Source organism: Mycetocola sp. (genome assembly GCF_046716805.1).
In the GTDB taxonomy this organism is placed as follows: domain Bacteria; phylum Actinomycetota; class Actinomycetes; order Actinomycetales; family Microbacteriaceae; genus Mycetocola_A.
Genome location: NZ_JBKJWH010000131.1, coordinates 1 through 18547, shown reverse-complemented (window position 1 = coordinate 18547; position 18547 = coordinate 1). Strand labels below are relative to the sequence as shown.

Sequence of the window (18547 nt, the reverse complement as noted above, 5' to 3'; positions counted from 1 at the left end):
CGAGACCGGAGTCTGGGACTCTGCAGCAGCGAACATGCGCACCTACCTCCTGCTCAAGGAGCGCGCTGCGGCGTTCCGGGCGGACCCCGAGGTTCAGGAAGCGCTCGCGGCCTCGCGCGTGGACGAGCTCTCCAACACCACTCTCGCCGACGGGGAGAGCTTCGACGACCTGCTCGCCGACCGCTCCGCCTACGAGGACTTCGACGCGAACGCCTATTTCAACGGCAAGGGCTTCGGCTTCGTGCGTCTGCAGCAGCTCGCGCTCGAGCACCTGCTCAACGCTCGCTGATCGCACCACGAACAGACGCATAACTCCGCCTCCATCCTTGCGTCCCACCCGGTTTCTCGCAGCACCACCACTGGCCGCGGGAACCGGGGCGAGAATTGGCGGAGTTATGCGCCCTACATCTCGGAAGGTTCAACCATGCCCCTCGTCGCCGGCGTCGATTCCTCGACCCAGAGCTGCAAGATCCTGATCGCGGATTCCGCCACCGGGCGGATCGAGCGGCAGGGCCGCGCGCCGCATCCGGTGGGCACTGAAGTCGCGCCGTCCGCCTGGTGGGACGCGCTCTCGTCGGCGATCGCCGCGGCCGGTGGGCTCGACGATGTCGCGGCGATTTCGATCGCCGGGCAGCAGCACGGCATGGTGGTTCTTGACGAGGGCGGCCGGGTGATCCGCGACGCTCTCCTCTGGAATGACACCCGCAGCGCGCAGGCCGCTCGCGACCTGATCGCCGAAGTCGGCGCGAGCGAGTACGCCCGGCGGGTCGGCGTCGTGCCGGTTGCGTCGTTCACGGCGTCGAAGCTCCGCTGGCTGCGCGACGCCGAACCCGAGAACGCGGCCCGTGTTGCCGCCGTCGCGCTGCCCCACGACTGGCTGACCTGGCGCCTCCGCGGGTTCGGTCCGGCCGGCGAATCGCCGCTCGGGCCGGTGCTCGAGGAGCTGACCACCGACCGGTCCGACGCATCCGGAACCGCCTACTGGTCCGCGGTCACGGGAGAGTACGACCTCGATCTCTTCGAGCGCGCCCTCGGCCATTCCGCGGTGCTTCCCCGCGTGCTCGCCCCGGGCGAGAAGGCGGGCACCACCCCGGCGGGCGTCCTCGTCGGGCCGGGCGCCGGCGACAACGCGGGCGCGGCACTCGGCCTCGGCGCTGCAGCCGGTGACGTCGTCGTCTCCATCGGAACCAGCGGAACCGTCTTCGCCGTCACCGAAACTCCCGCGACGGATGCCACGGGCACGGTCGCCGGGTTCGCCGACGCCTCAGGACTTTTCCTCCCCCTCATCGCCACGCTCAATGCGGCCCGCATCCTCGACGCCATCGCCGCCCTCCTCGGTGTTTCCCATGACGAGCTGGGCACTCTCGCGCTCGCAGCTGAGCCCGGAGCGGGCGGACTCGTACTCCAGCCCTACTTCGAAGGCGAACGCACGCCGAACCTGCCGGACGCTACCGCTTCACTCCTCGGCATGACGCTCGGCTCGACCACCCGCGAGAACCTCGCGAGGGCCGCGATCGAGGGCCTGCTCTGCGGCCTGGCCGATGGGCTCGAGGCGGTTCGCGCTCAGGGCGTCGAGGCGCGCCGCATTCTCATCGTCGGCGGGGCGGCGCAGAACCCCGCCGTCCAGCGGATCGCCGCTCAGGTCTTCGATGTGCCTGTCGTGATTCCGACACCGGGCGAGTACGTCGCGACCGGTGCCGCCGCGCAGGCCGGGGGGACGCTGACCGGTGAGCGACCGGACTGGCCGCTCTCGATCGTCGCGGAGCCCCCCGTGGACTTCCGCCCGGTCATCCGGGAGCAGTACCGGGCACGCCGAGCCTGACCGGCGCATCCTGGGCTCTCAACGCCCCGCCTTCCGGGTACGCAAAAGCACCGCAGCGACGCCGCTGAGGTGCTTTTGCGCGTATCGAACGGGCGAACGGAGGCCGTGGCATCCGTCTCACCGCGCATCCGTTCATCGGGAAGCGGGGCCGGTCACTTCATCGTCCCCTGGCTGACCGAACCCTGCAGCTGGCGCTGGAAGATCACGTACGCGATGAGCACCGGCACGATCGTGATCACCACAGCGGCGAACAGTGCACCGAAATCCACCGCGTAGCCCGCCGACGAGGCAAACGACGCCATGCCCTGGGAGAGGACGTAGTTGTTCTTGTTCGTGTTCAACGCGACCGGCAGCAGGAACTGGTTCCAGAGGCCCAGGAAGTTGAAGATCGCGACGGATGCCATTCCCGGTTTCGCCATGGGCAGCATCACCTGGAAGAAGGTGCGCCACTCCCCTGCGCCGTCGATCGCTGCGGCTTCGGCGATCTCGTCCGGAAGCCCCTTGAAGAAGGAGTACAGGAAGAACACGGTGAACGGCAGTGCGAACGCCACATAGGTGAGGATCAGCCCGGGCAGCGTGTTCAGGAGCCCGATGTTGCGGAGAACGAAGAACAGCGGCACGATCGCGAGGAAGATCGGGAAGGTGAGCCCCGCGAGCATGAGGTAGTAGATCGCCCGGCTGCCGAAGAATTTGTACCGCGCGAGCACGTACGCACACATCGCCCCGAGGATCATGACGATGACGAGGGCGAACCCGACAACGATGACCGTGTTGAGGAAGTAGCTCCCGATCCCCTCCTGGGTCCAGGCTGAGACGTAGTTGTCGAAGTTCCAGTTCGCCGGCAGGGAGAACGGCGACGCGAAGATCTCCCTCGTCGTCTTGAAGCTCGTCATCAGCGTCCACACGAGGGGGAGGATGACGATCAGGGACCAGATGATGAGCACGGTGTGCGAGATCGCGCCGACCGCCTTGTCGCCCGCGGTGTTCTTCGGTTTGCGGGTGAAGGCCGGTTTGGTCGTGCTCGGCGTCGCACCCGCCGTGGTGATGGCCTGGGTCGTCATACCCTGCCCCTCTCTTCTCTGCCGCCGGTGAGGCGATTGACGAGAAAGACGAGCGCGGCGAAGATCAGGGTGACGACCGCGAGGATGACACCCATCGCGCTGGCCTGGCCGAACTCTCCCTTGTTGAACGCGGTCCGGAACAATTGCTGGCTCATCACCAGGGTGGAGTTGTTCGGCCCACCGCCGGGGTTGAGCGCCTGCATGTAGACGAAGGCGTCGAGCGCCAGAATTCCGAGGTAGATGTATGCCGTCTGAATGTTGTCGCGGATGAGCGGGATCGTGATCGAGAACGCCGTGCGAGCACGCCCGGCACCGTCGATGCGAGCGGCCTCGTAGGTTTCGGCCGGGACGCCCTTGATGGCGGCAACGAAGAGCACCATGTAGAAGCCGACGAAGCTCCACACGATGACGAAAATCGTGGCGCCCATGGCGGTGTCTTCATCACCGAGCCACGGGAACGACTCGAACATGTCCAGGCCCACGAGCCCGAGCATGCCGTTGAGCAGTCCTCCGGGAGTGTAGATCTGGCTCCAGAGGATGCCGATGATGATCGCGGGGATGACGTACGGGAAGAACGAGACCACCCGGTAGAAACTGGAATTGCGGAGGCCCCGGATGGGACCGTGGCTCGGACCGCCCACGGTGACCATCGTGGCGAGCGCGAGCGACAGCACAATGGTGACGAGCGGAACGACGATGGCGAGGAGGACGTTGTTCCACAGCGCGATCATGAAGATGTCGTCGTTGAAGAGCCGGATGTAGTTCTCGACCCCGATGATGTTCATCTCCGGGCTGAACCCCGACCAGTCGGTCAGCGAGTAGAACACGGCCTGGATGAACGGCCAGATCACGAAGATCAGGAAGATCGCCAGCGGTAGCCCGAGGAAGACCACCATGAAAGTCACGTAGTCGACGGTGAGCTTGCGCCGGCGCCCTCCGGCGGTCTTTCGACCGCCGGAGGGTGCCAGGGTTGCGGCAATCGCGCGCCCCGGGTCTGCGCCGGCCGCTGTCATTTGATCTCGATTTTGTTCACCGAGTCGTCTTCCCGCACCTTGTCGGTAATAGCCTGGAGGGCCGAGGTGAGGGCGGCGACATCGGACTTGCCTTCGAGGAACGTGTTCCAGACGACAAGTTGGTCGGCGTTGGTGCCGTACAGGTCGACGAAGCCCCAGGTGAAGATGTTCTCACCGGCGGCGTCGAGCATGTCGGTCTGGGAGACCAGGGCGGTCGAGCCGAAGCCGTCCGCAGGGACGAGGCCCTTGACGATGGTCGGGGCGAGCTTCGTCTTCGCGAAGTTCGTCGCGGCATCCTTCGACAGCATCGTGCGGAGCAGTTCCTTGCCACCGGCGACGTTCTTGCCCTGCGAAGGCACAATGAACGGCTCGCCTGCGGTGGAGTGCAGCGCCTCCGGCGGCATGGCGGAATCGGAGGAGACGATTGGAGCGGCGAAGCCCTTCATGGCGAAGTTCTCTGCCGTGTTGTCTTTCATCTCGTTCTCGATCCAGGAACCGGACGGGTACAACAGTGCTTCCATGTCGTTGCTCCACTGTGCCTGGGCTGCGGTGAACTGGGTCCCAGATCCACCCGGCTTCATGTAGCCGGCCGCAATGACTTCGTGCATCGCTTCGAAGACGCTCTGGACTGCGGGCAGCGACCAGCAGCCCTCCTCGAGGTTTTCGAGGGCGAGGCGCACTTCGTCGCCGCCCTCCTTGATCGCGGATTCGATGGCGAGGGTCTGGTAGTACGTCGCCGCTTCCTTGCCGAAGGCGAACAGGAACTTCCCGGCCGCCTTGGCCTTCGCGCCGAGCTCGAGAGCTTCAGCCCAGGTGATCGGAGGCGTCCAGCCGTTCTCCTCGAACAGGGTTGAGGAGTACCAGACGGCGTAGACGGTCAGCACGTAGTTGATCGCGGCGAGCTTGCCGTCGAAGGTTCCCGGCTTGAGCACTCCGCCGTAGAGCGTGTCCCGGATGGTGTCGCCCTCCAGGTTGTCGGCGTCGATGACATCCGTCAGGTCCTCGAGTTGCTCGAGAATCGTGTTGAAGCCGATCGCCTGTGCACCTGAGTTGTCGATGAGGTCTGGCGGGTTGCCGCCGACGAAGCGCGGCTGCAGTTCCTGGCCGATCTGCGTCGACGAGGCGACCTTGGCGGTCACGCCGTCGTGGTTCTTCTCGAGAATCTTCGCCGCGTACTCGACGTAGTCGACGCCGTAGCCGCCGTCGAAGATGACCGAGTCAACCGTCGAGTCTGCGGCCACACCGAACGGGTTCTTCGCGGAGACCGCTCCGCCGGGGGCGGGGGCGGTCGGTCCTCCGGTGGCACAGGAGGCGAGGGACGAACCGAGGGGAATGAGGATCGCGGCGGCAACAGCGCCCCGGAGGACGTTCCTCCGGTCCATCGTGACGTTCTGGATGTTCATCATGGTGTTTGTGTACCTTCCGTGTGGTGGGGCTGTCGGGGCGAGGTTCAGGCGGTGCGTCGGATGCGGTCGCGGTAGAGGTTCTCGAGGGCGGAGTTGTGTTCGTCTCCCCCGGGGATGTTCGCCGAGATGTAGAGCGGCGGAACCGATCCGCGCTCGGAGATCCGGCTGGACACCTCGATGGTGAGGAGCTGTGCGATGAACGCCGACGTGATGGACGAGATCGCTCCCACTCCGATGTCGCCGGGCAGGGCGAGCGTCGTGTCGCCGAACGGCGCCCGGTTGTCGAGAACGACGTCCGCGATTTCGCTGAGGCGCTTGCCGCTCGGGTGCTTGGGTTCGACCGCATTGGTGTGCTCGATGCTCGTGACGGCGATGACCTTGTGGCCGAGTTCCTTCGCCCGGAGCGCAACGCCCACGATCGATCCGTTGACGCCCGAGTTCGACGCGATGAGGAAGACGTCGGCCGGGTTGATGGGCGAGACGGTGAACAGCTCGTCGACGACGGATGGGTCACGCTCGAGATTCGATCCGCCGAGCGCCGACACGTCCCGGCTGCCGTGCAGGACCACATCGCGGAGGGCGAGGTTGTTGGTTGGGATCAATCCTCCGGCGCGGCCGGCGATTTCCATCGCGAAGGCTTGCGAGTGACCGGTCCCGAACGCTTGCAGCACACCGCCGTTGTCGAGGGCTGTGACGATCAGGTCGATCGCCTCGTCATATCCGCCGTCGGCGGCGGTTGCGGCGATCGCCTCGAGGCGGCTGGTCGCTTGAGAAAGGAATTCCGGGACGAGGTCAGACATGTGCGGTACTCCCGGCGATTGGTTGGGTCTGGGTGGCCCGGCGAGGTCCGCGCACCGGATGGGCAGGGCGGCGATGTTCGGACACGGCCATCGCGGATGCCGCGAGCCGGGTGGCGATTTCGGTGAAGTCGAGTTGGGCCACGAGCAGGTACAGCAGGTCGAGAACGAACAGTTGCGAATGCTTGGCCGACAGATCATCCGGCTGCAGGTAGAGCTCCGGTGCCGCGGTGATCACCGTGACGTCGGCGAGTTCCGCGAGCGGCGAGTCAGCATCGTTGGTCAGAGCGATCGTGAAGGCGCCGGACGATTTCGCCTGGGAGAGCATCTGAATGGTTTCCTCGGTCCGTCCCGTGTTCGAGATGCCGAGCGCCATCGCTCCTTCGTCGAGGATTGCCGCGCTCGTGAGTCCACCGTGCACCTCCCCCCAACAGTGGGCGTTGATGCCGATGCGATAGAGGCGGCTCTGCATCTCGGCGGCCATGCCCGCGCTGCCGCCGATCCCATAGATGTCCAGATGGCTGCAGACGCTCATCCGCCGTGCAAGTGCAGCGACGGCATCGAGGTCGATGCGATCAGCCGTCGACTGAAGCGAATGCATGTGGGAGTTCAGCAGCGTGCCGAGCACATCCCGCGGAGAGTCGTCAGGGTCGAACTCGCGGCCGATGTCGGCCCGCCAGGACTCGTGGGCGTCGCCGCGCCCGACGTCACTGGCGACGCCGACGCGGAACTGGACATAGCCGGAGTATCCAATCAACCGGCAGAACCGGGTGACCGTGGCAGCGGATGTTCCCGCCCGCTCCGCGAGTTCGGTGATGGACAGTTCGAGCGGGGCGGTGGGATGTTCCAGGAGCAGTTCGGCGATTTTCACCATGACGCTCGACATCTGTGGCAGATTTGCCCGGATGCGATGGGATGCACGGACACCGCCTTCGGTGGTGCGGGTCGGTGACGTCGTCGTCATAGCTGAAAATCCGTTTCACTGGCTTATCGCTTGACTGAAAACTATTCTTAGAGTTCTTCCCGGTCAACGACGCTGCACTACGAATTGGTAACGATGCCTTTCCTCCTCGCTCTCGACGCCGGTGGCACTTCCACCCGCGCCACCCTCGTCGACCGGACCGGCAACTGCGTTTCGTATGCCCGGGCGGGAAGTGGAAATCCGATCTCCTCAGGAACGGAGTATGCATCCGCCCAGCTGGTTCTCGCCGCGGAGGCCGCGGTGAAATCTGCCGGGGTGGCGCCGTCGCACATCGATTCGGTGCTCATGGCCATGGCTGGGATGAGTGTCAACGCCTCGACGGACTGGATTTCGCAACCGATGAAGAAGCGGGGCTTCACAGGCGCGATCCGGCTGGAGTCCGACCTTCTCGCCACCTTCTTCTCGGGCACCTGGGAGCCCGAAGGGTATGGTGTGGTCGCCGGAACCGGATCTGCCGGCATCCGGGTGCGTCGTGGCGAGGTCGAACGGTCGGCGGACGGCCTTGGCTGGCTGCTCGGAGACGTCGGTTCCGGCTTCTGGATCGGACACCGGGTCGCCCGCGCTGTCATGGCCACGCTCGACGGACGGGCTGGCCCGACCGGTCTCACCGCCCTGCTGCTCGAGGAGCTCGGTATCCCGGCGACGGGGCAGCGGATCGTGCATGGCCGACTCGAGTCGCTGCGCCTCGCCACGGACGCGCTGTACCGGCTGCGGCCCATCGAACTGTCCCGGTTCGCGCCGCTGGCCTTCGCCGTTGCCGACGATGCCACGGCGGGGTCGATCCTCGCCGACGCAGCCGAAGCGCTTGCCGGCCTGTTCCAGGCGATCGCTTCGCCGAACGTGACCGGTCCGCTGGTTCTGGGCGGGAGCATCCTGGCGCAGGAGGGGGTCGTCGCTCAGTCGCTGTCTGCGGCGGCGGCCGCCTCAGGACTGGTGACTACGACCCACCAGGTGCCTGACGGCATGGTCGGCGCTATCGTCCTCAGCCTTCGATCGGCGGGCGTCGAGGTCGGTGCCGACGTCTTCCAGCGGATCGTTGCCACCCTGGCCGGCCTGCGCTGAACGGATCGTCGCACCAGCAGGCGACGTCAGGCGTGTGCCGCAAGGTCCCATTCCCGCGCCAGCCTGTCGAGGGCGTCGTCGAAGGAGGGCGGCAGTTCGGCGCGCTCACTGGAGAGGACTCGGTTCCTCGGCCCGTCGGAGAGAAGCCGGTGCGCTCGGGCCAGTCAGTGCGGACGCGGGAGCTCTCGACACCGGCCAGGGTCACCCGGGATTCCGTGACCTGTGCAAAAACACCGACCGCTTGACATCCAAGGGATCCTCAGGTTCTGGACGCCAGATGCCCCCTGTAATGGCGCCGTCAGGCGAGCGACAAAGCGAAGGACAGCGCAAAACCCGCGGCCGTGCTCATCGCCACCGCGGGGCCGCCATGTTCGTACGCCTCAGGCATCAGCGTGTCGGCGAGCGATGCGATGACCGCGCCCGCGGCGAACGCGAGCGGGAGGGAGATGGTCTCCGGGTCGCTGCTCGACAATGGTCCTGCCCCAACCACGACGGCGATCACGAGCAGCACCGCGCACGCTGTCCACAGGCCGAGGATCGACGTGCGCGTCCTGCCCTGGCTGCGCATCGATGAGGCGCCGACGAGCGCCTCAGGAAAGTTCGACACGAAGATCGCGGCGAGCAGGGCGAGACCTCCGGTTCCCTCGCCGAGCGACACCCCCAGCGCGACGTTCTCCGGCACGCCGTCAAGGGTTACAGCAGCGAGCAGGGCCATACCCGCCGCACCCCGCGTCGATGCCGAGGTCGCCGCTTTGTCGGTTGCCGCGGCATCCGTGTCGAGTTTGGCGCTTCCCTGGTACTCGTCCGCCGGTTTCGTTCGCGACCCGGCTTGGGCCCAGCGATCGAGCAGAGCGCTGAGCGCCGTGAAGACGAGCGCCCCGGCAAGCAGCCCGATGATCGCACGCCAGATGCCGCCACGTTCATAGGCGTCCTCGAAGAGTTCGAAACTCAGCGCCGTGATCAGCGCCCCCGCGGCGAAGGAGAGCAGGATGGCGAGGACCCGCTTCGGCAGCTCGAAGCGCACCCCGATCACGGCACCGAGCACGAGAGCACTCGACGCGATTGCGCCGAATAACAGGGTCTGGCCCATGCCGCCAGTATGAATCAGCCGCGCCGCGCAGAAAAGGTACTTGACGGGCGCTCACTCGCGCTCACGGGAAGTGCCCCGTAGCATCGGTGCACGCGCGCGCGAAGCGGCCGCTCGACGAGGAGACGCAGGATGACGTTGCAACGACAAGCGCTGATCGTCCGCGGAGGCTGGGAGGGCCATTCCCCCGTTGCCGCCACCGACCTGTTCGTGCCGCACCTCGTCGCCTCCGGTTTTGTGGTGCAGGTCGAGGAGTCGACGGCTGTCTACGCGGACGACGGCGTGATGGCATCCGTCGATCTCATTGTGCAGTGTGTGACGATGTCGACGATCGAGGCCGACGAGCTCGCCGGGCTCACGTCGGCGGTGAGGGCCGGCACCGGGCTGGCAGGCTGGCATGGCGGCATCGCGGATTCCTTCCGCGCGTCGAGCGACTACCTCCACCTCGTCGGCGGGCAATTCGCGAGCCACCCCGGCAAGCCGGCGGAGGAGAGGCACGGCGGGGATGCGGACAACGTCGTGCCGTACACCGTAGCGATGACCGAACTCGGCCGGCGGCATCCGATCACCGAGGGAATAGCGGACTTCGAGCTGGAGACGGAGCAGTACTGGGTGCTCTCCGACAACCTCAACGACGTGCTCGCCACCACGACGCAGAGGGTACGCGACGGCGACCCGTGGCACCGGGAGGTGATGTCTCCGGCGGTCTGGACCCGGCTGTGGGGTGATGGACGCATCTTCGTCGCGACTCCGGGGCACAGCCTCGACGTGCTGCAGAACCCGAACGTGCGGACGATCATCGAGAGAGGGCTGCTGTGGGCGAGCCGTTGAACGTCGGCATCATCGGGGTGGGGGCGATTTCGGCTCAGTACCTGGCGAACCTTCCGCGACTGCCGCAGCTTCGGCTGGTCGCCGTCGCCGACCTCGACCTGGCTCGAGCCGAAGCTGTCGCTGCGGAGCACCCCGGAGTGCGGGCCTGCTCGGTCGACGAGCTGCTCGCCGATCCGACGGTCGATACGGTGCTCAACCTGACGATCCCGGCCGCGCATGCTTCGATCGCGCTCCGGGCCATCGCCGCCGGAAAAGACGTGTACGGCGAGAAGCCGCTCGCTGCAACGACTGCCGAGGCGCGGCAGGTTCTCGACGCCGCCGCGGCAGCCGGCGTTCGTGTGGGCTGTGCGCCGGACACGGTGCTCGGAACCGGCATCCAGACCGCGCGGAGGGCGATCGACGACGGGCTGATCGGCACTCCGTTCGCCGCGACGGCAACGATGGTGACCCCTGGGCACGAGCGCTGGCATCCGAATCCCGACTTCTACTATGCGGCGGGCGGCGGGCCGTTGCTCGACATGGGACCGTACTACGTCACCGCGCTGGTCACCCTGCTCGGACCGGTGACCCGGGTGGCGGGCGCCGCGAGCCGTTTGCGCTCCACGCGCACGATCGGGTCGGGCGCAAGGAAGGGTGAGAGCGTGCCGGTGTCCATCGACACGCACGTCGCCGGCATCCTGACCCACGAGTCCCGGGCGATCTCGACCCTGCTGATGAGCTTCGACGCTGTGGCGACCACCGCTGCTCCGATCGAGGTGCACGGGGATGCCGGCAGCCTCGCGGTGCCCGACCCCAACGGGTTCCAGGGAACGGTGCGGCATTTCGCCCTGGGCTCGGACGACTGGACAGACCTGCCGGTGAGCGCCGGCTACCGCGACAGCGGGCGCGGGTTCGGGCTGGCCGATCTCGCCGACACACCCCCGGATGCCGAGCCTCGCGCCGGCGGGCGGCTCGCGTTCCACGTGCTGGACGTGCTCGAGTCGGTGCTGCGGTCCGCCGCGAGCGGCCAGGCTGAGCGCGTCGGCAGTACGGCGGAGCGCCCCGCCGCGGTTCCGCTGAGCTGATCCGCACCAATGCACCCGTTCCGGACCGGAGCACGCGGCACGCCGGGTGCATCCGTCCGCCACGGGTGAGCAGGTGCCGCGGGTGGTGCGGCTACAGGGTTCGCGCCAGCCGCGCGCCCGCCTCCCGCAGCCAGTGCACCGTCTCGGTCATCGCGGCATCCGCGCTGCCGGAAAGTTCGGTCAGGGAGACGGCGGCGGCGAAACCGGTGGGCTCCGCAGTGATGACGCCGGCGACGAGCAACGGCGTCGCTCCGGCCGCTTCGGCGAGCGAGCGTACGTACGACGGCACCTTGCCGGCGTTGGACTGGCGGTCGAACCGGCCCTCGCCGGTGATGACGACGGTTGCGGATGCCACGGCCTCAGGCGCGCGCATCACCTCGCCGACCGCAGCGGCCCCGGATGCGATCACCGCGCCCCAGGCGATGAGGCCGAAACCGGTGCCACCGGCCGCGCCCGCACCCGGCGTCTCGGGGTCCGCGCCGAGGATGGGGGACAGGCGGCGAAGGCCGGCGTCGAGTTCGGCGACCTGCGCTTCGCTGGCACCCTTCTGCGGACCGAACACCGCTGCCGCTCCGCTCATGCCCAGCAGCGGGTTCGTCACATCGCTGAGGATGACAGCCCCACCGGCCGGCACCGCGCGCAGGTGCGAGGTATCGATGGACGCCACCGCGGCGAGACCGCGCCCGCCTGGGGCAATCGGCCGGCCGTCCGCGTCGTAGAACGCGGCGCCGAGCCCGGTGAGGGCGCCGACGCCGCCGTCGGTCGACGAACTTCCGCCGATGGCAAGGTAGAGCCGGTCGACACCGGAGTCGATGGCGGCGGCGATGGCCTGCCCGAAACCGAGGGTGTGCGCGTCCATCGGCTGCAGCGGGTCGAGCAGTGTGATGCCGCTCGTGACAGCGAGTTCGACCACACCCGAGTTGTCCGGCAGGAGTACCCAGCTCGCCTCGACCTGCCGCCCATCCGGCCCAGCGACCGTCACCGGCATCCGCCGGGCGCCCGGGACGGCGAGCTCGAACGCGTCGAGGGTTCCTTCGCCGCCGTCGGCGAGCGGCATCCGGATCAGGGAGTCACCTGGACGGGCCGCGAGCCAGCCCTCGGCGAGCGCCGTCGTCACCTCGATGGCGGTCGCTGTGCCTTTGAAGGAGTCAGGGGCAATCGCCACTCGGAGGTCTGTCATGCGTTCAACACTGCCATGCCGCGTTGCCACTCGGTGGTCACACCCGGCCGACGGTTCGTCACTTCGGAGAATCTGCCGAAAACGAGCGACCCGGCCGCGTTCGGCCCCCTTCGACCGAGAATCTCCGCAGTTGAGAACAGGAGGGGCGGATGCTGCCAGCCAGCGCCCCTCCCGACCCGCGTCAGAACCCCTGCGCGAGCCGGTAGTACGCGTTGTTCCAGCGCACCTCGCGGGAGAACCCGTCCAGGGTGGTGGCATCGTCGATGACGAGCAGTTCGATGCCCGCAATCTCGGCGAAGTCGCGAAACACCTCAACGCCCACTGCGGTCGTCATGACCGTGTGGTGAGCGGCCCCGGCGGTGAGCCACGCCGCCGCCGAGGTCGCTAACGACGGCTGCGGTTTCCATACCGCGCGCCCCACCGGGAGATTGGGCAGTGCTTCGGCCGGCTCGATCACGTCGACGACGTTCGCGACCAGGCGGAACCGGTCACGCATGTCGCTCATCGCGACGACGACGGCGGGGCCCGGGTCGGCGTTGAAAACCAGGCGGACCGGGTCGTCCTTGCCGCCGATGCCGAGCGGGTGGATCTCGAGCGTCGGCTTCGCCGAGCTGAGCCCCGGGCTGACCTCGAGCATGTGGGCGCCGAGGATCTGTTCCTCCCCCGGCACGAGGTGGTAGGTGTAATCCTCCATGAGCGACGCTCCGCCGGGAAGGCCGGCTCCCATGACGGATGCCGCACGCACGAGGATGGCTGTCTTCCAATCCCCCTCGGCGCCGAAACCGTAGCCATCGGCCATGAGCCGCTGCACGGCGAGGCCGGGCAGCTGCTTGAGCGCGCCGAGGTCCTCGAACGAGGTGGTGAAGGCACCGAACCCGCCCTCCTCGAGGAAGGAACGCAGCCCGATCTCGATCGCCGCTCCGTCACGGAGGGAGGAGTGGCGGTCGCCGCCCTTGCGCAGCTCCGCGGCGACGTCGTACAGCTCTTCGTACTCAGCCACGAGGGCGTCGATGTCGCTCTCGGATGCCGCGGAGACGGCATCCGCCAGGTCGTTCACTCCCCAGGTGTTGACCTGCACACCGAACCGCAACTCCGCCTCGGTCTTGTCGCCCTCGGTGACGGCGACGTAACGCATGTTGTCGCCGAATCGGGCGAGCTTGAGTTCGTGGGTGGCGGCCCAGCCGGCGGCCGCGCGCATCCAGGTGCCGACCTGGGCAGTGACAGCGGGGTTGGAGACATGACCGACGACGGTCTTGCGGGAGACCCCGAGCCGGGTCTGGATGTAGCCGAACTCCCGGTCGCCGTGAGCGGCCTGGTTCAAATTCATGAAATCGAAGTCGATCTCACCCCACGGCAGGGCGACGTTCGCCTGGGTGTGCAGGTGCATCAGCGGCTTCCGTAACGCGTCCAGGCCGGCGATCCACATCTTCGCGGGAGAGAACGTGTGCATCCACGCAATCAGCCCGATGACCTTGTCATCCGAGTTCGCGTCGAGCGCCGCACGCCGGATCGACTCGGAATCCTTGAGCACCGGCTTCCAGACCACTTTTACCGGCACATCGGATGCTGCGGCCAGCGTCCGCGCGATCTCCTGCGACTGGTCGGCCACCTGCTTCAAGGTCTCTTCGCCGTAGAGGTTCTGGCTCCCGGTGAGGAACCAGACTTCGTACGCGTCGAGTGAGGTGGAGAGTTCAGGCATGTGGTGCGTCCTTCGGAGTCGGATGAATGAGGAGGATGTGATGGTCGGGACGCACGGTGATGGTCTCGACACGGCCCAGGCGGCCTACTCGACCAGCCCGGCGGTGTCTGGGGAGTTGGCGAGCGCGCCCTGCGGCGCCTGGCCGTAGACGTTCTGGTAACGGTCGAACAGGGAATCGATGGCGGCTTGCGGCATGGCGACCGGCGCACCGAGCTGGCGGGAGATGTGCACGGTTCGCGCGACGTCCTCGACCATGACTGCGGCTTTGACGGCATCCCTCGCGTTGGTGCCGATGGTGAACGGCCCATGGTTGGCCATGAGCACGGCGCGACTGCGGTGCCCGGTGAGGGTTTCGACGATTCCTCGCCCGATCGAGTCGTCGCCGATGATCGCGAACGGCCCGACGGGGATCACGTCGCCGAACTCGTCGGCCATCGCGGTGATCACACAGGGGATCGGTTCGTTGCGCGCCGCCCAGGCCACGGCATAAGTGGAGTGGGTGTGCACGACGCCGCCGACCTCAGGCATGTGCCGGTAGACGTAGGCGTGGGCGGCCGTGTCGCTCGAGGGTGACCGGTCCGCCCCGGGGGTACCGGGGATGACGGAGCCGTCGAGGTCGCACAGAATCATGTTCTCGGGTGCCAGGTCGTCATACGACACACCGGACGGTTTGATCACGAACAGCTCCGCACCCGGCACACGACCGGAGACGTTTCCGCCGGTCCAGACGACGAGGCCGTATCGCACCAGTTCGCCGTGCAGGCGAGCGACGTCCGCACGCACCCGTGCGATCGCGACCTCGATTTCAGGGGAGAACGTGTTCACGCGAGGGCCTCTCTCTTCAGTTGGCGTAACCGGTGCATGACGTCGTTGCCGCCGCGCCCGAAGTAATCGTGCAGTTCCCGGTATTCGGCGAAAAGTCGGTCGTATGCTGCTGCCGCCTCCTCGTCCGGGGTGAACATGTTTCTGTTGACCTTGCCCATCGCCTGGCCGGCCGACTGCACGTCGGGGTATGCGCCGGCAGCGACGGCGGCATGGATGGCGGATCCGAGCGCGGGGCCTTGGTCGCTCGCGATGGTGGAGATCGGCATCCGCAGTACGTTCGAATAGATCTGCATGAGGAACGGGTTCTTCTGCAGCCCCCCGGCGACGATGAACTCGGTCACGGGCACTCCGGAGGCATTGAACGTCTCGACAATCACCCGGGTGCCGAACGCTGTCGCCTCGAACAAGGCGCGGTAGATCTCCTCGGCACGGGTCGTCAGGGTGGTGCCGAGCACGACCCCGGAGAGTTCATGATCGACAAGCACGGAGCGGTTGCCCGACTGCCAGTCCAGGGCGATCAGCCCGTGGGCGCCGACCGGCTGGTCCTGGATCAGCCGGGTCAGATACTGGTGGATGCTCAGATCAGCGGCGGCGGCTGCCTCGTAGTAGCCCTCCGGCACCTGGTTCTTGACGTACCAGGCGAAGATGTCACCGACTCCGGACTGGCCGGCCTCGTAACCGTAGAGCCCGGCGACGATGCCGCCATCGACGACCCCGCACATGCCGGGCACCTCGACGAGCTGATCGCTGTTCATCACATGGCAGGTGGACGTGCCCATGATGGCGACCATCTGGCCGGGCCCCACGCCTCGGGCGGCAGGAGCGGCCACGTGCGCGTCGACGTTGCCCACGGCAACGGCGATGCCCTCTGGGAGCCCCGTCCACTCGGCCGCCTGCGCGGAGAGCCGGCCGGCGGCATCCCCGAGCTGGCCGATCCGGTGGTCGAGTTTCGTGGACACGAAGTCGGCGAAGTCCGGGTTCAGGGCGGCCAGGTAGTCGCGGCCGGGGTACTCACCGTCCTGGTAGATGCCCTTGTAACCGGCGGTGCAGGCGTTGCGAACGTACTCGCCGGTCAGCTGCCAGACGATCCAGTCAGCGGCTTCGACCCAGTGGTCCATCCGCTCGTACAGCTCGGGGTCCTCTTCGAGCAGCTGCAGCCCTTTCGCGAACTCCCATTCGCTCGAGATCAGTCCACCGTATCGAGGCAGCCAGCTTTCACCGCGGGATGCCGCGAGTTCGGTGATCCGGTCGGCTTGCGACTGGGCGGCGTGGTGCTTCCAGAGCTTCACATAGGCGTGCGGTCGGTCGGCGTACTCGGGCAGTTCGCTGAGCGGGGTGCCGTCGGCAAGCGTGGGGACCATCGTGCACGCGGTGAAGTCGGTGCCGATGCCGATCACGGCGGACGGGTCGATGCCGGCCAGCTTCACGGCCTCGGGCACAGCTGATTTGAGAACGTCGACGTAGTCCTGTGGCACCTGCAGCGCCCAGTCCGGCGGCAGCCGCTTTCCGGATGCGGCGAGGGTGGTGTCCATAACCGCATGTGGGTAGTCGAGCACTGCGCTGCCGAGTTCCGCACCGTCCGACACCCGCACGACGACGGCACGGCCGGAGAGCGTGCCGTAGTCGATGCCGATCACGTAACTCTCGCTGCCCTGCGTTCCTGCGTTCCCGGAAGCCGGCTGGGCTCCCTCGTTCTCGTGTCGCCCGGGGGCTTGCGGCTGGGTGTTCGTCACATGGTCCTCAAATCTCAGGTCGGAATTCAGTGCGGATGCGAAAAGCAGCGAGCCCCCGAAGGGTCGCGTCCTGCCCGCTGAGCTCGGCGGAGAGTCGTCGTCCGCGCTGCAGGACGAGGCGGTCGCTCACCCCCACGAGTTGGGTCGGTTCGGCTGCTTCGAGAATCACAGCCGCACCGGCCGCTGCGATGCGCTCGATCAGCTCTCGGCGCTCCTCACGCTCGGCGGGCGAAAGGCCGGAGAACGGTTCGGTGATCATCGCCACTCGGGGCGGGTTCTTCGCCCAACCCGCCAGAATCTCGTTCATCGCGGCGGTGGATGGCCGGGACCGCGAGGCGATCGCGTCGAGAAGCATCGATGGCGCGCGCCGCGGCCAGTACGCCCGACGACGGTCGATCACTCCGATCCGGGCGAGCCGGGCCAGCGATTCGCCCGAAACGTTCGTCGGGATGCCGCCGACGAGACCGATGTCGTAGGTGGGCGGATGTTCGGAAATGAAGAGCACCCGGGAGGCGATGGCTCGCTCGACCGTGGACAGATCGGCGGGCTTGCCGTCCAGCAGGATCGTTCCGCTGACCTCGCCTCCGGAGGATGCACCGAAAACGCCGAGCACGAGGTCCTGCGCATAGGCCAGCCCCAGGATCTCGCCGGCTCGCGCGGTCAGAGAGACGTCCTCGACGAGCAGCCGCTCACGGCGGACCGGGTGAGAAACAGAGACGCGATCGAGCTCGAGGACGACAGGTCCGAATGGGCTGCTTTCTCTCGGCGGAGTGGCGTCGTCCCCGACGAGCAGGGCCATCAGACCGTCGACGTCGGTGGGCGGGGCCGTTCCCGCCACCGTTCCGTTTCGAACGACCGCGACGAGGTCGATCGCACCCGGGCTGAGCTGCAGGTCGGCGAGGGTGTTCACGGCGATCAGGGTCGGCGCAACCTCCCCCGCGCGGGCGAGAGCGGTGTGCCAGCGCCGAACCTCGTCGTCGTTAAAGCTGCTCGAGCGGTCGTCGACGAGGATGCACGCCGGCGACCTCCCCAGCGCCCCGGCCAGCTCGACCAGGCGCTGGTCGACGGCGTCGAGTTCGAGGACCGGCGTTGTCGGCGGCACGGCGAGGCCGACCCGGTCGAGCAGTTCGACGGCACGCAGCTCCCGGTTCTGCTTGCGCAGGAAGAACCCGCCGGTTGCCTCCGAACCGAGGAGGACGTTGTCGGCAACGCTCTGAAAGGGCAGGAGGAGAGACTCCACGCCGAGAACGGGTACGCCGTCGGCCGCTGGCAGGTCGCCGAGCACAGCGATCAGCCGCGCACCATCCGTGAGCGCGCCAAGGAGGGGCATCCGCTTCTCTTTCCTGGGAATTGCGCGGGTCACCGGCACGACGCCGGCGACCGCAGGGTCCTTACTTTCCGCCCGAGCGACGCTTGTTGTAGACGTCGAAGGCGACGGCGAGGAGCAGGACCAGGCCCTTGACAGCCTGCTGCCACTCGATTCCAAGGCCGAGGATGGACATGCCGTTGTTGAGCACGCCGATGATCAGACCACCGATGATCGCGCCGCCGATGGTGCCGACACCGCCCTGCACCGCGGCTCCACCGATGAAGGCGGCCGAGATGGCTTCCAGCTCGAACCCGTCGCCGGCCTTCGGCCCGGCCAGGTTGAGGCGCGCCGTGAAGATCAGGCCGGCGAGAGCTGCGAGCACTCCCATGTTCACGAAGAGCAGGAAGTCGGTCTTGCGCGTCTTGATGCCGGACAGTTCAGCGGCATGGCGGTTCCCGCCGATCGCGTAGACGTGGCGGCCGAAGACGCTCCGGTTCATGATGATGCCGTAGATGAGCACGAGAACCGCGAGAACGATCAACGTCACCGGGATGCCCTTGTACGACGCGAGTGCGTAGGCGAAGAAGCCGATCGCGACGGCGATGAGCCCGAGCTTGGCGACGAACCAGACGATCGGCTCCACATCCTGGCCGTACTTCTGACGGCCGGTGCGGGT

The 18547-nt window shown here is 67.3% G+C and carries 16 protein-coding genes and 1 pseudogene; 5 read left to right on the top strand and 12 right to left on the bottom strand.

Features of this window, described 5'->3' with window-relative positions; all coding sequences use genetic code 11:
- Together ACLQ62_RS10585 and xylB are read left to right on the top strand one after the other, a co-directional pair.
- Nucleotides 1–289: pseudogene (locus tag ACLQ62_RS10585) on the top strand (xylose isomerase); the annotation flags it as partial.
- 135 nt (nucleotides 290–424) lie between these two features.
- Entirely contained in the window at nucleotides 425–1822 is a 1398-nt protein-coding gene (gene xylB, locus ACLQ62_RS10580) for a xylulokinase (protein ID WP_411721598.1), read from the top strand.
- 152 nt (nucleotides 1823–1974) lie between these two features.
- Here xylB and ACLQ62_RS10575 read toward each other — a convergent pair whose 3' ends face one another.
- From ACLQ62_RS10575 to ACLQ62_RS10555, 5 genes are read right to left on the bottom strand one after another with little or no spacing between them, the layout of a single operon-like run.
- Nucleotides 1975–2883 carry a carbohydrate ABC transporter permease gene (locus ACLQ62_RS10575; RefSeq protein WP_411721597.1) on the bottom strand — a complete coding sequence of 303 codons (909 nt, stop codon included), beginning with the start codon at nucleotides 2881–2883 and terminating at the stop codon, nucleotides 1975–1977.
- Nucleotides 2880–3896 (bottom strand): carbohydrate ABC transporter permease, encoded by a 1017-nt coding sequence (locus ACLQ62_RS10570; protein ID WP_411721596.1) that lies wholly within the window; start codon nucleotides 3894–3896, stop codon nucleotides 2880–2882. Before ACLQ62_RS10570 ends, ACLQ62_RS10575 begins: the two co-directional genes overlap by 4 nt.
- Nucleotides 3893–5299, bottom strand: a complete 1407-nt coding sequence (gene ngcE, locus ACLQ62_RS10565; protein ID WP_411721600.1) for an N-acetylglucosamine/diacetylchitobiose ABC transporter substrate-binding protein — start codon at nucleotides 5297–5299, stop codon at nucleotides 3893–3895. Before ngcE ends, ACLQ62_RS10570 begins: the two co-directional genes overlap by 4 nt.
- A 47-nt stretch (nucleotides 5300–5346) precedes the next feature.
- Nucleotides 5347–6102: a sugar isomerase domain-containing protein gene (locus tag ACLQ62_RS10560; protein ID WP_411721595.1), complete on the bottom strand. Its 756-nt coding sequence runs from the start codon at nucleotides 6100–6102 to the stop codon at nucleotides 5347–5349.
- Nucleotides 6095–7063, bottom strand: coding sequence for a MurR/RpiR family transcriptional regulator (locus tag ACLQ62_RS10555; RefSeq protein WP_411721594.1), 969 nt, complete (start codon nucleotides 7061–7063; stop codon nucleotides 6095–6097). The genes ACLQ62_RS10560 and ACLQ62_RS10555 overlap by 8 nt, the downstream gene beginning before the upstream one ends.
- A 93-nt stretch (nucleotides 7064–7156) precedes the next feature.
- Between ACLQ62_RS10555 and ACLQ62_RS10550 the strand changes: the two genes are divergently transcribed.
- Entirely contained in the window at nucleotides 7157–8143 is a 987-nt protein-coding gene (locus ACLQ62_RS10550; RefSeq protein WP_411721593.1) for an N-acetylglucosamine kinase, read from the top strand.
- A gap of 298 nt (nucleotides 8144–8441) precedes the next feature.
- Here the strand turns inward: ACLQ62_RS10550 and ACLQ62_RS10545 are convergent, their stop codons facing one another.
- The gene (locus ACLQ62_RS10545; RefSeq protein ID WP_411721592.1) at nucleotides 8442–9233 is read right to left on the bottom strand and encodes a ZIP family metal transporter; all 792 of its coding nucleotides are present in this window, start codon (nucleotides 9231–9233) and stop codon (nucleotides 8442–8444) included.
- A 129-nt stretch (nucleotides 9234–9362) separates the two neighbouring features.
- On the opposite strand from ACLQ62_RS10545, the gene ACLQ62_RS10540 reads away from it, so the two are divergent.
- Both ACLQ62_RS10540 and ACLQ62_RS10535 read left to right on the top strand, forming a co-directional pair.
- The gene (locus tag ACLQ62_RS10540; RefSeq protein ID WP_411721591.1) at nucleotides 9363–10061 is read left to right on the top strand and encodes a ThuA domain-containing protein; all 699 of its coding nucleotides are present in this window, start codon (nucleotides 9363–9365) and stop codon (nucleotides 10059–10061) included.
- Nucleotides 10046–11125: a Gfo/Idh/MocA family protein gene (locus ACLQ62_RS10535; protein WP_411721590.1), complete on the top strand. Its 1080-nt coding sequence runs from the start codon at nucleotides 10046–10048 to the stop codon at nucleotides 11123–11125. The genes ACLQ62_RS10540 and ACLQ62_RS10535 overlap by 16 nt, the downstream gene beginning before the upstream one ends.
- Before the next feature lie 91 nt (nucleotides 11126–11216).
- On the opposite strand, the gene ACLQ62_RS10530 is transcribed toward ACLQ62_RS10535, so the two are convergent.
- From ACLQ62_RS10530 to ACLQ62_RS10505, 6 genes are all read right to left on the bottom strand, one after another.
- On the bottom strand, nucleotides 11217–12305 hold the full coding sequence (locus ACLQ62_RS10530; protein WP_411721589.1) for a glycerate kinase: 1089 nt from the start codon (nucleotides 12303–12305) through the stop codon (nucleotides 11217–11219).
- A gap of 181 nt (nucleotides 12306–12486) precedes the next feature.
- Complete coding sequence (araA, locus tag ACLQ62_RS10525; RefSeq protein WP_411721588.1) at nucleotides 12487–14004, bottom strand: L-arabinose isomerase; 1518 nt, start codon at nucleotides 14002–14004, stop codon at nucleotides 12487–12489.
- 84 nt (nucleotides 14005–14088) lie between these two features.
- Nucleotides 14089–14829, bottom strand: coding sequence for an L-ribulose-5-phosphate 4-epimerase (locus tag ACLQ62_RS10520; protein WP_411721587.1), 741 nt, complete (start codon nucleotides 14827–14829; stop codon nucleotides 14089–14091).
- Complete coding sequence (gene araB, locus ACLQ62_RS10515; protein WP_411721599.1) at nucleotides 14826–16466, bottom strand: ribulokinase; 1641 nt, start codon at nucleotides 16464–16466, stop codon at nucleotides 14826–14828. Before araB ends, ACLQ62_RS10520 begins: the two co-directional genes overlap by 4 nt.
- Before the next feature lie 103 nt (nucleotides 16467–16569).
- Entirely contained in the window at nucleotides 16570–17892 is a 1323-nt protein-coding gene (locus tag ACLQ62_RS10510; RefSeq protein ID WP_411721586.1) for a hypothetical protein, read from the bottom strand.
- Between the two features lie 61 nt (nucleotides 17893–17953).
- Nucleotides 17954–18547, bottom strand: a 594-nt coding sequence (locus ACLQ62_RS10505) for an ABC transporter permease subunit (protein WP_411721585.1), incomplete at its 5' end; no start/stop codon positions are given.

What these genes read in the sequence shown, in the direction of transcription:
- ACLQ62_RS10550 (WP_411721593.1), top strand. Translation starts at nt 7,157, where the DNA reads ATGCCTTTCCTCCTCGCTCTCGACGCCGGTGGCACTTCCACCCGCGCC.
- ACLQ62_RS10530 (WP_411721589.1), bottom strand. Translation starts at nt 12,305, where the DNA reads ATGACAGACCTCCGAGTGGCGATTGCCCCTGACTCCTTCAAAGGCACA.
- ACLQ62_RS10545 (WP_411721592.1), bottom strand. Translation starts at nt 9,233, where the DNA reads ATGGGCCAGACCCTGTTATTCGGCGCAATCGCGTCGAGTGCTCTCGTG.
- ngcE (WP_411721600.1), bottom strand. Translation starts at nt 5,299, where the DNA reads ATGAACATCCAGAACGTCACGATGGACCGGAGGAACGTCCTCCGGGGC.
- xylB (WP_411721598.1), top strand. Translation starts at nt 425, where the DNA reads ATGCCCCTCGTCGCCGGCGTCGATTCCTCGACCCAGAGCTGCAAGATC.
- ACLQ62_RS10570 (WP_411721596.1), bottom strand. Translation starts at nt 3,896, where the DNA reads ATGACAGCGGCCGGCGCAGACCCGGGGCGCGCGATTGCCGCAACCCTG.
- ACLQ62_RS10510 (WP_411721586.1), bottom strand. Translation starts at nt 17,892, where the DNA reads ATGCCCCTCCTTGGCGCGCTCACGGATGGTGCGCGGCTGATCGCTGTG.
- araA (WP_411721588.1), bottom strand. Translation starts at nt 14,004, where the DNA reads ATGCCTGAACTCTCCACCTCACTCGACGCGTACGAAGTCTGGTTCCTC.
- ACLQ62_RS10555 (WP_411721594.1), bottom strand. Translation starts at nt 7,063, where the DNA reads ATGACGACGACGTCACCGACCCGCACCACCGAAGGCGGTGTCCGTGCA.
- ACLQ62_RS10560 (WP_411721595.1), bottom strand. Translation starts at nt 6,102, where the DNA reads ATGTCTGACCTCGTCCCGGAATTCCTTTCTCAAGCGACCAGCCGCCTC.
- ACLQ62_RS10575 (WP_411721597.1), bottom strand. Translation starts at nt 2,883, where the DNA reads ATGACGACCCAGGCCATCACCACGGCGGGTGCGACGCCGAGCACGACC.
- ACLQ62_RS10540 (WP_411721591.1), top strand. Translation starts at nt 9,363, where the DNA reads ATGACGTTGCAACGACAAGCGCTGATCGTCCGCGGAGGCTGGGAGGGC.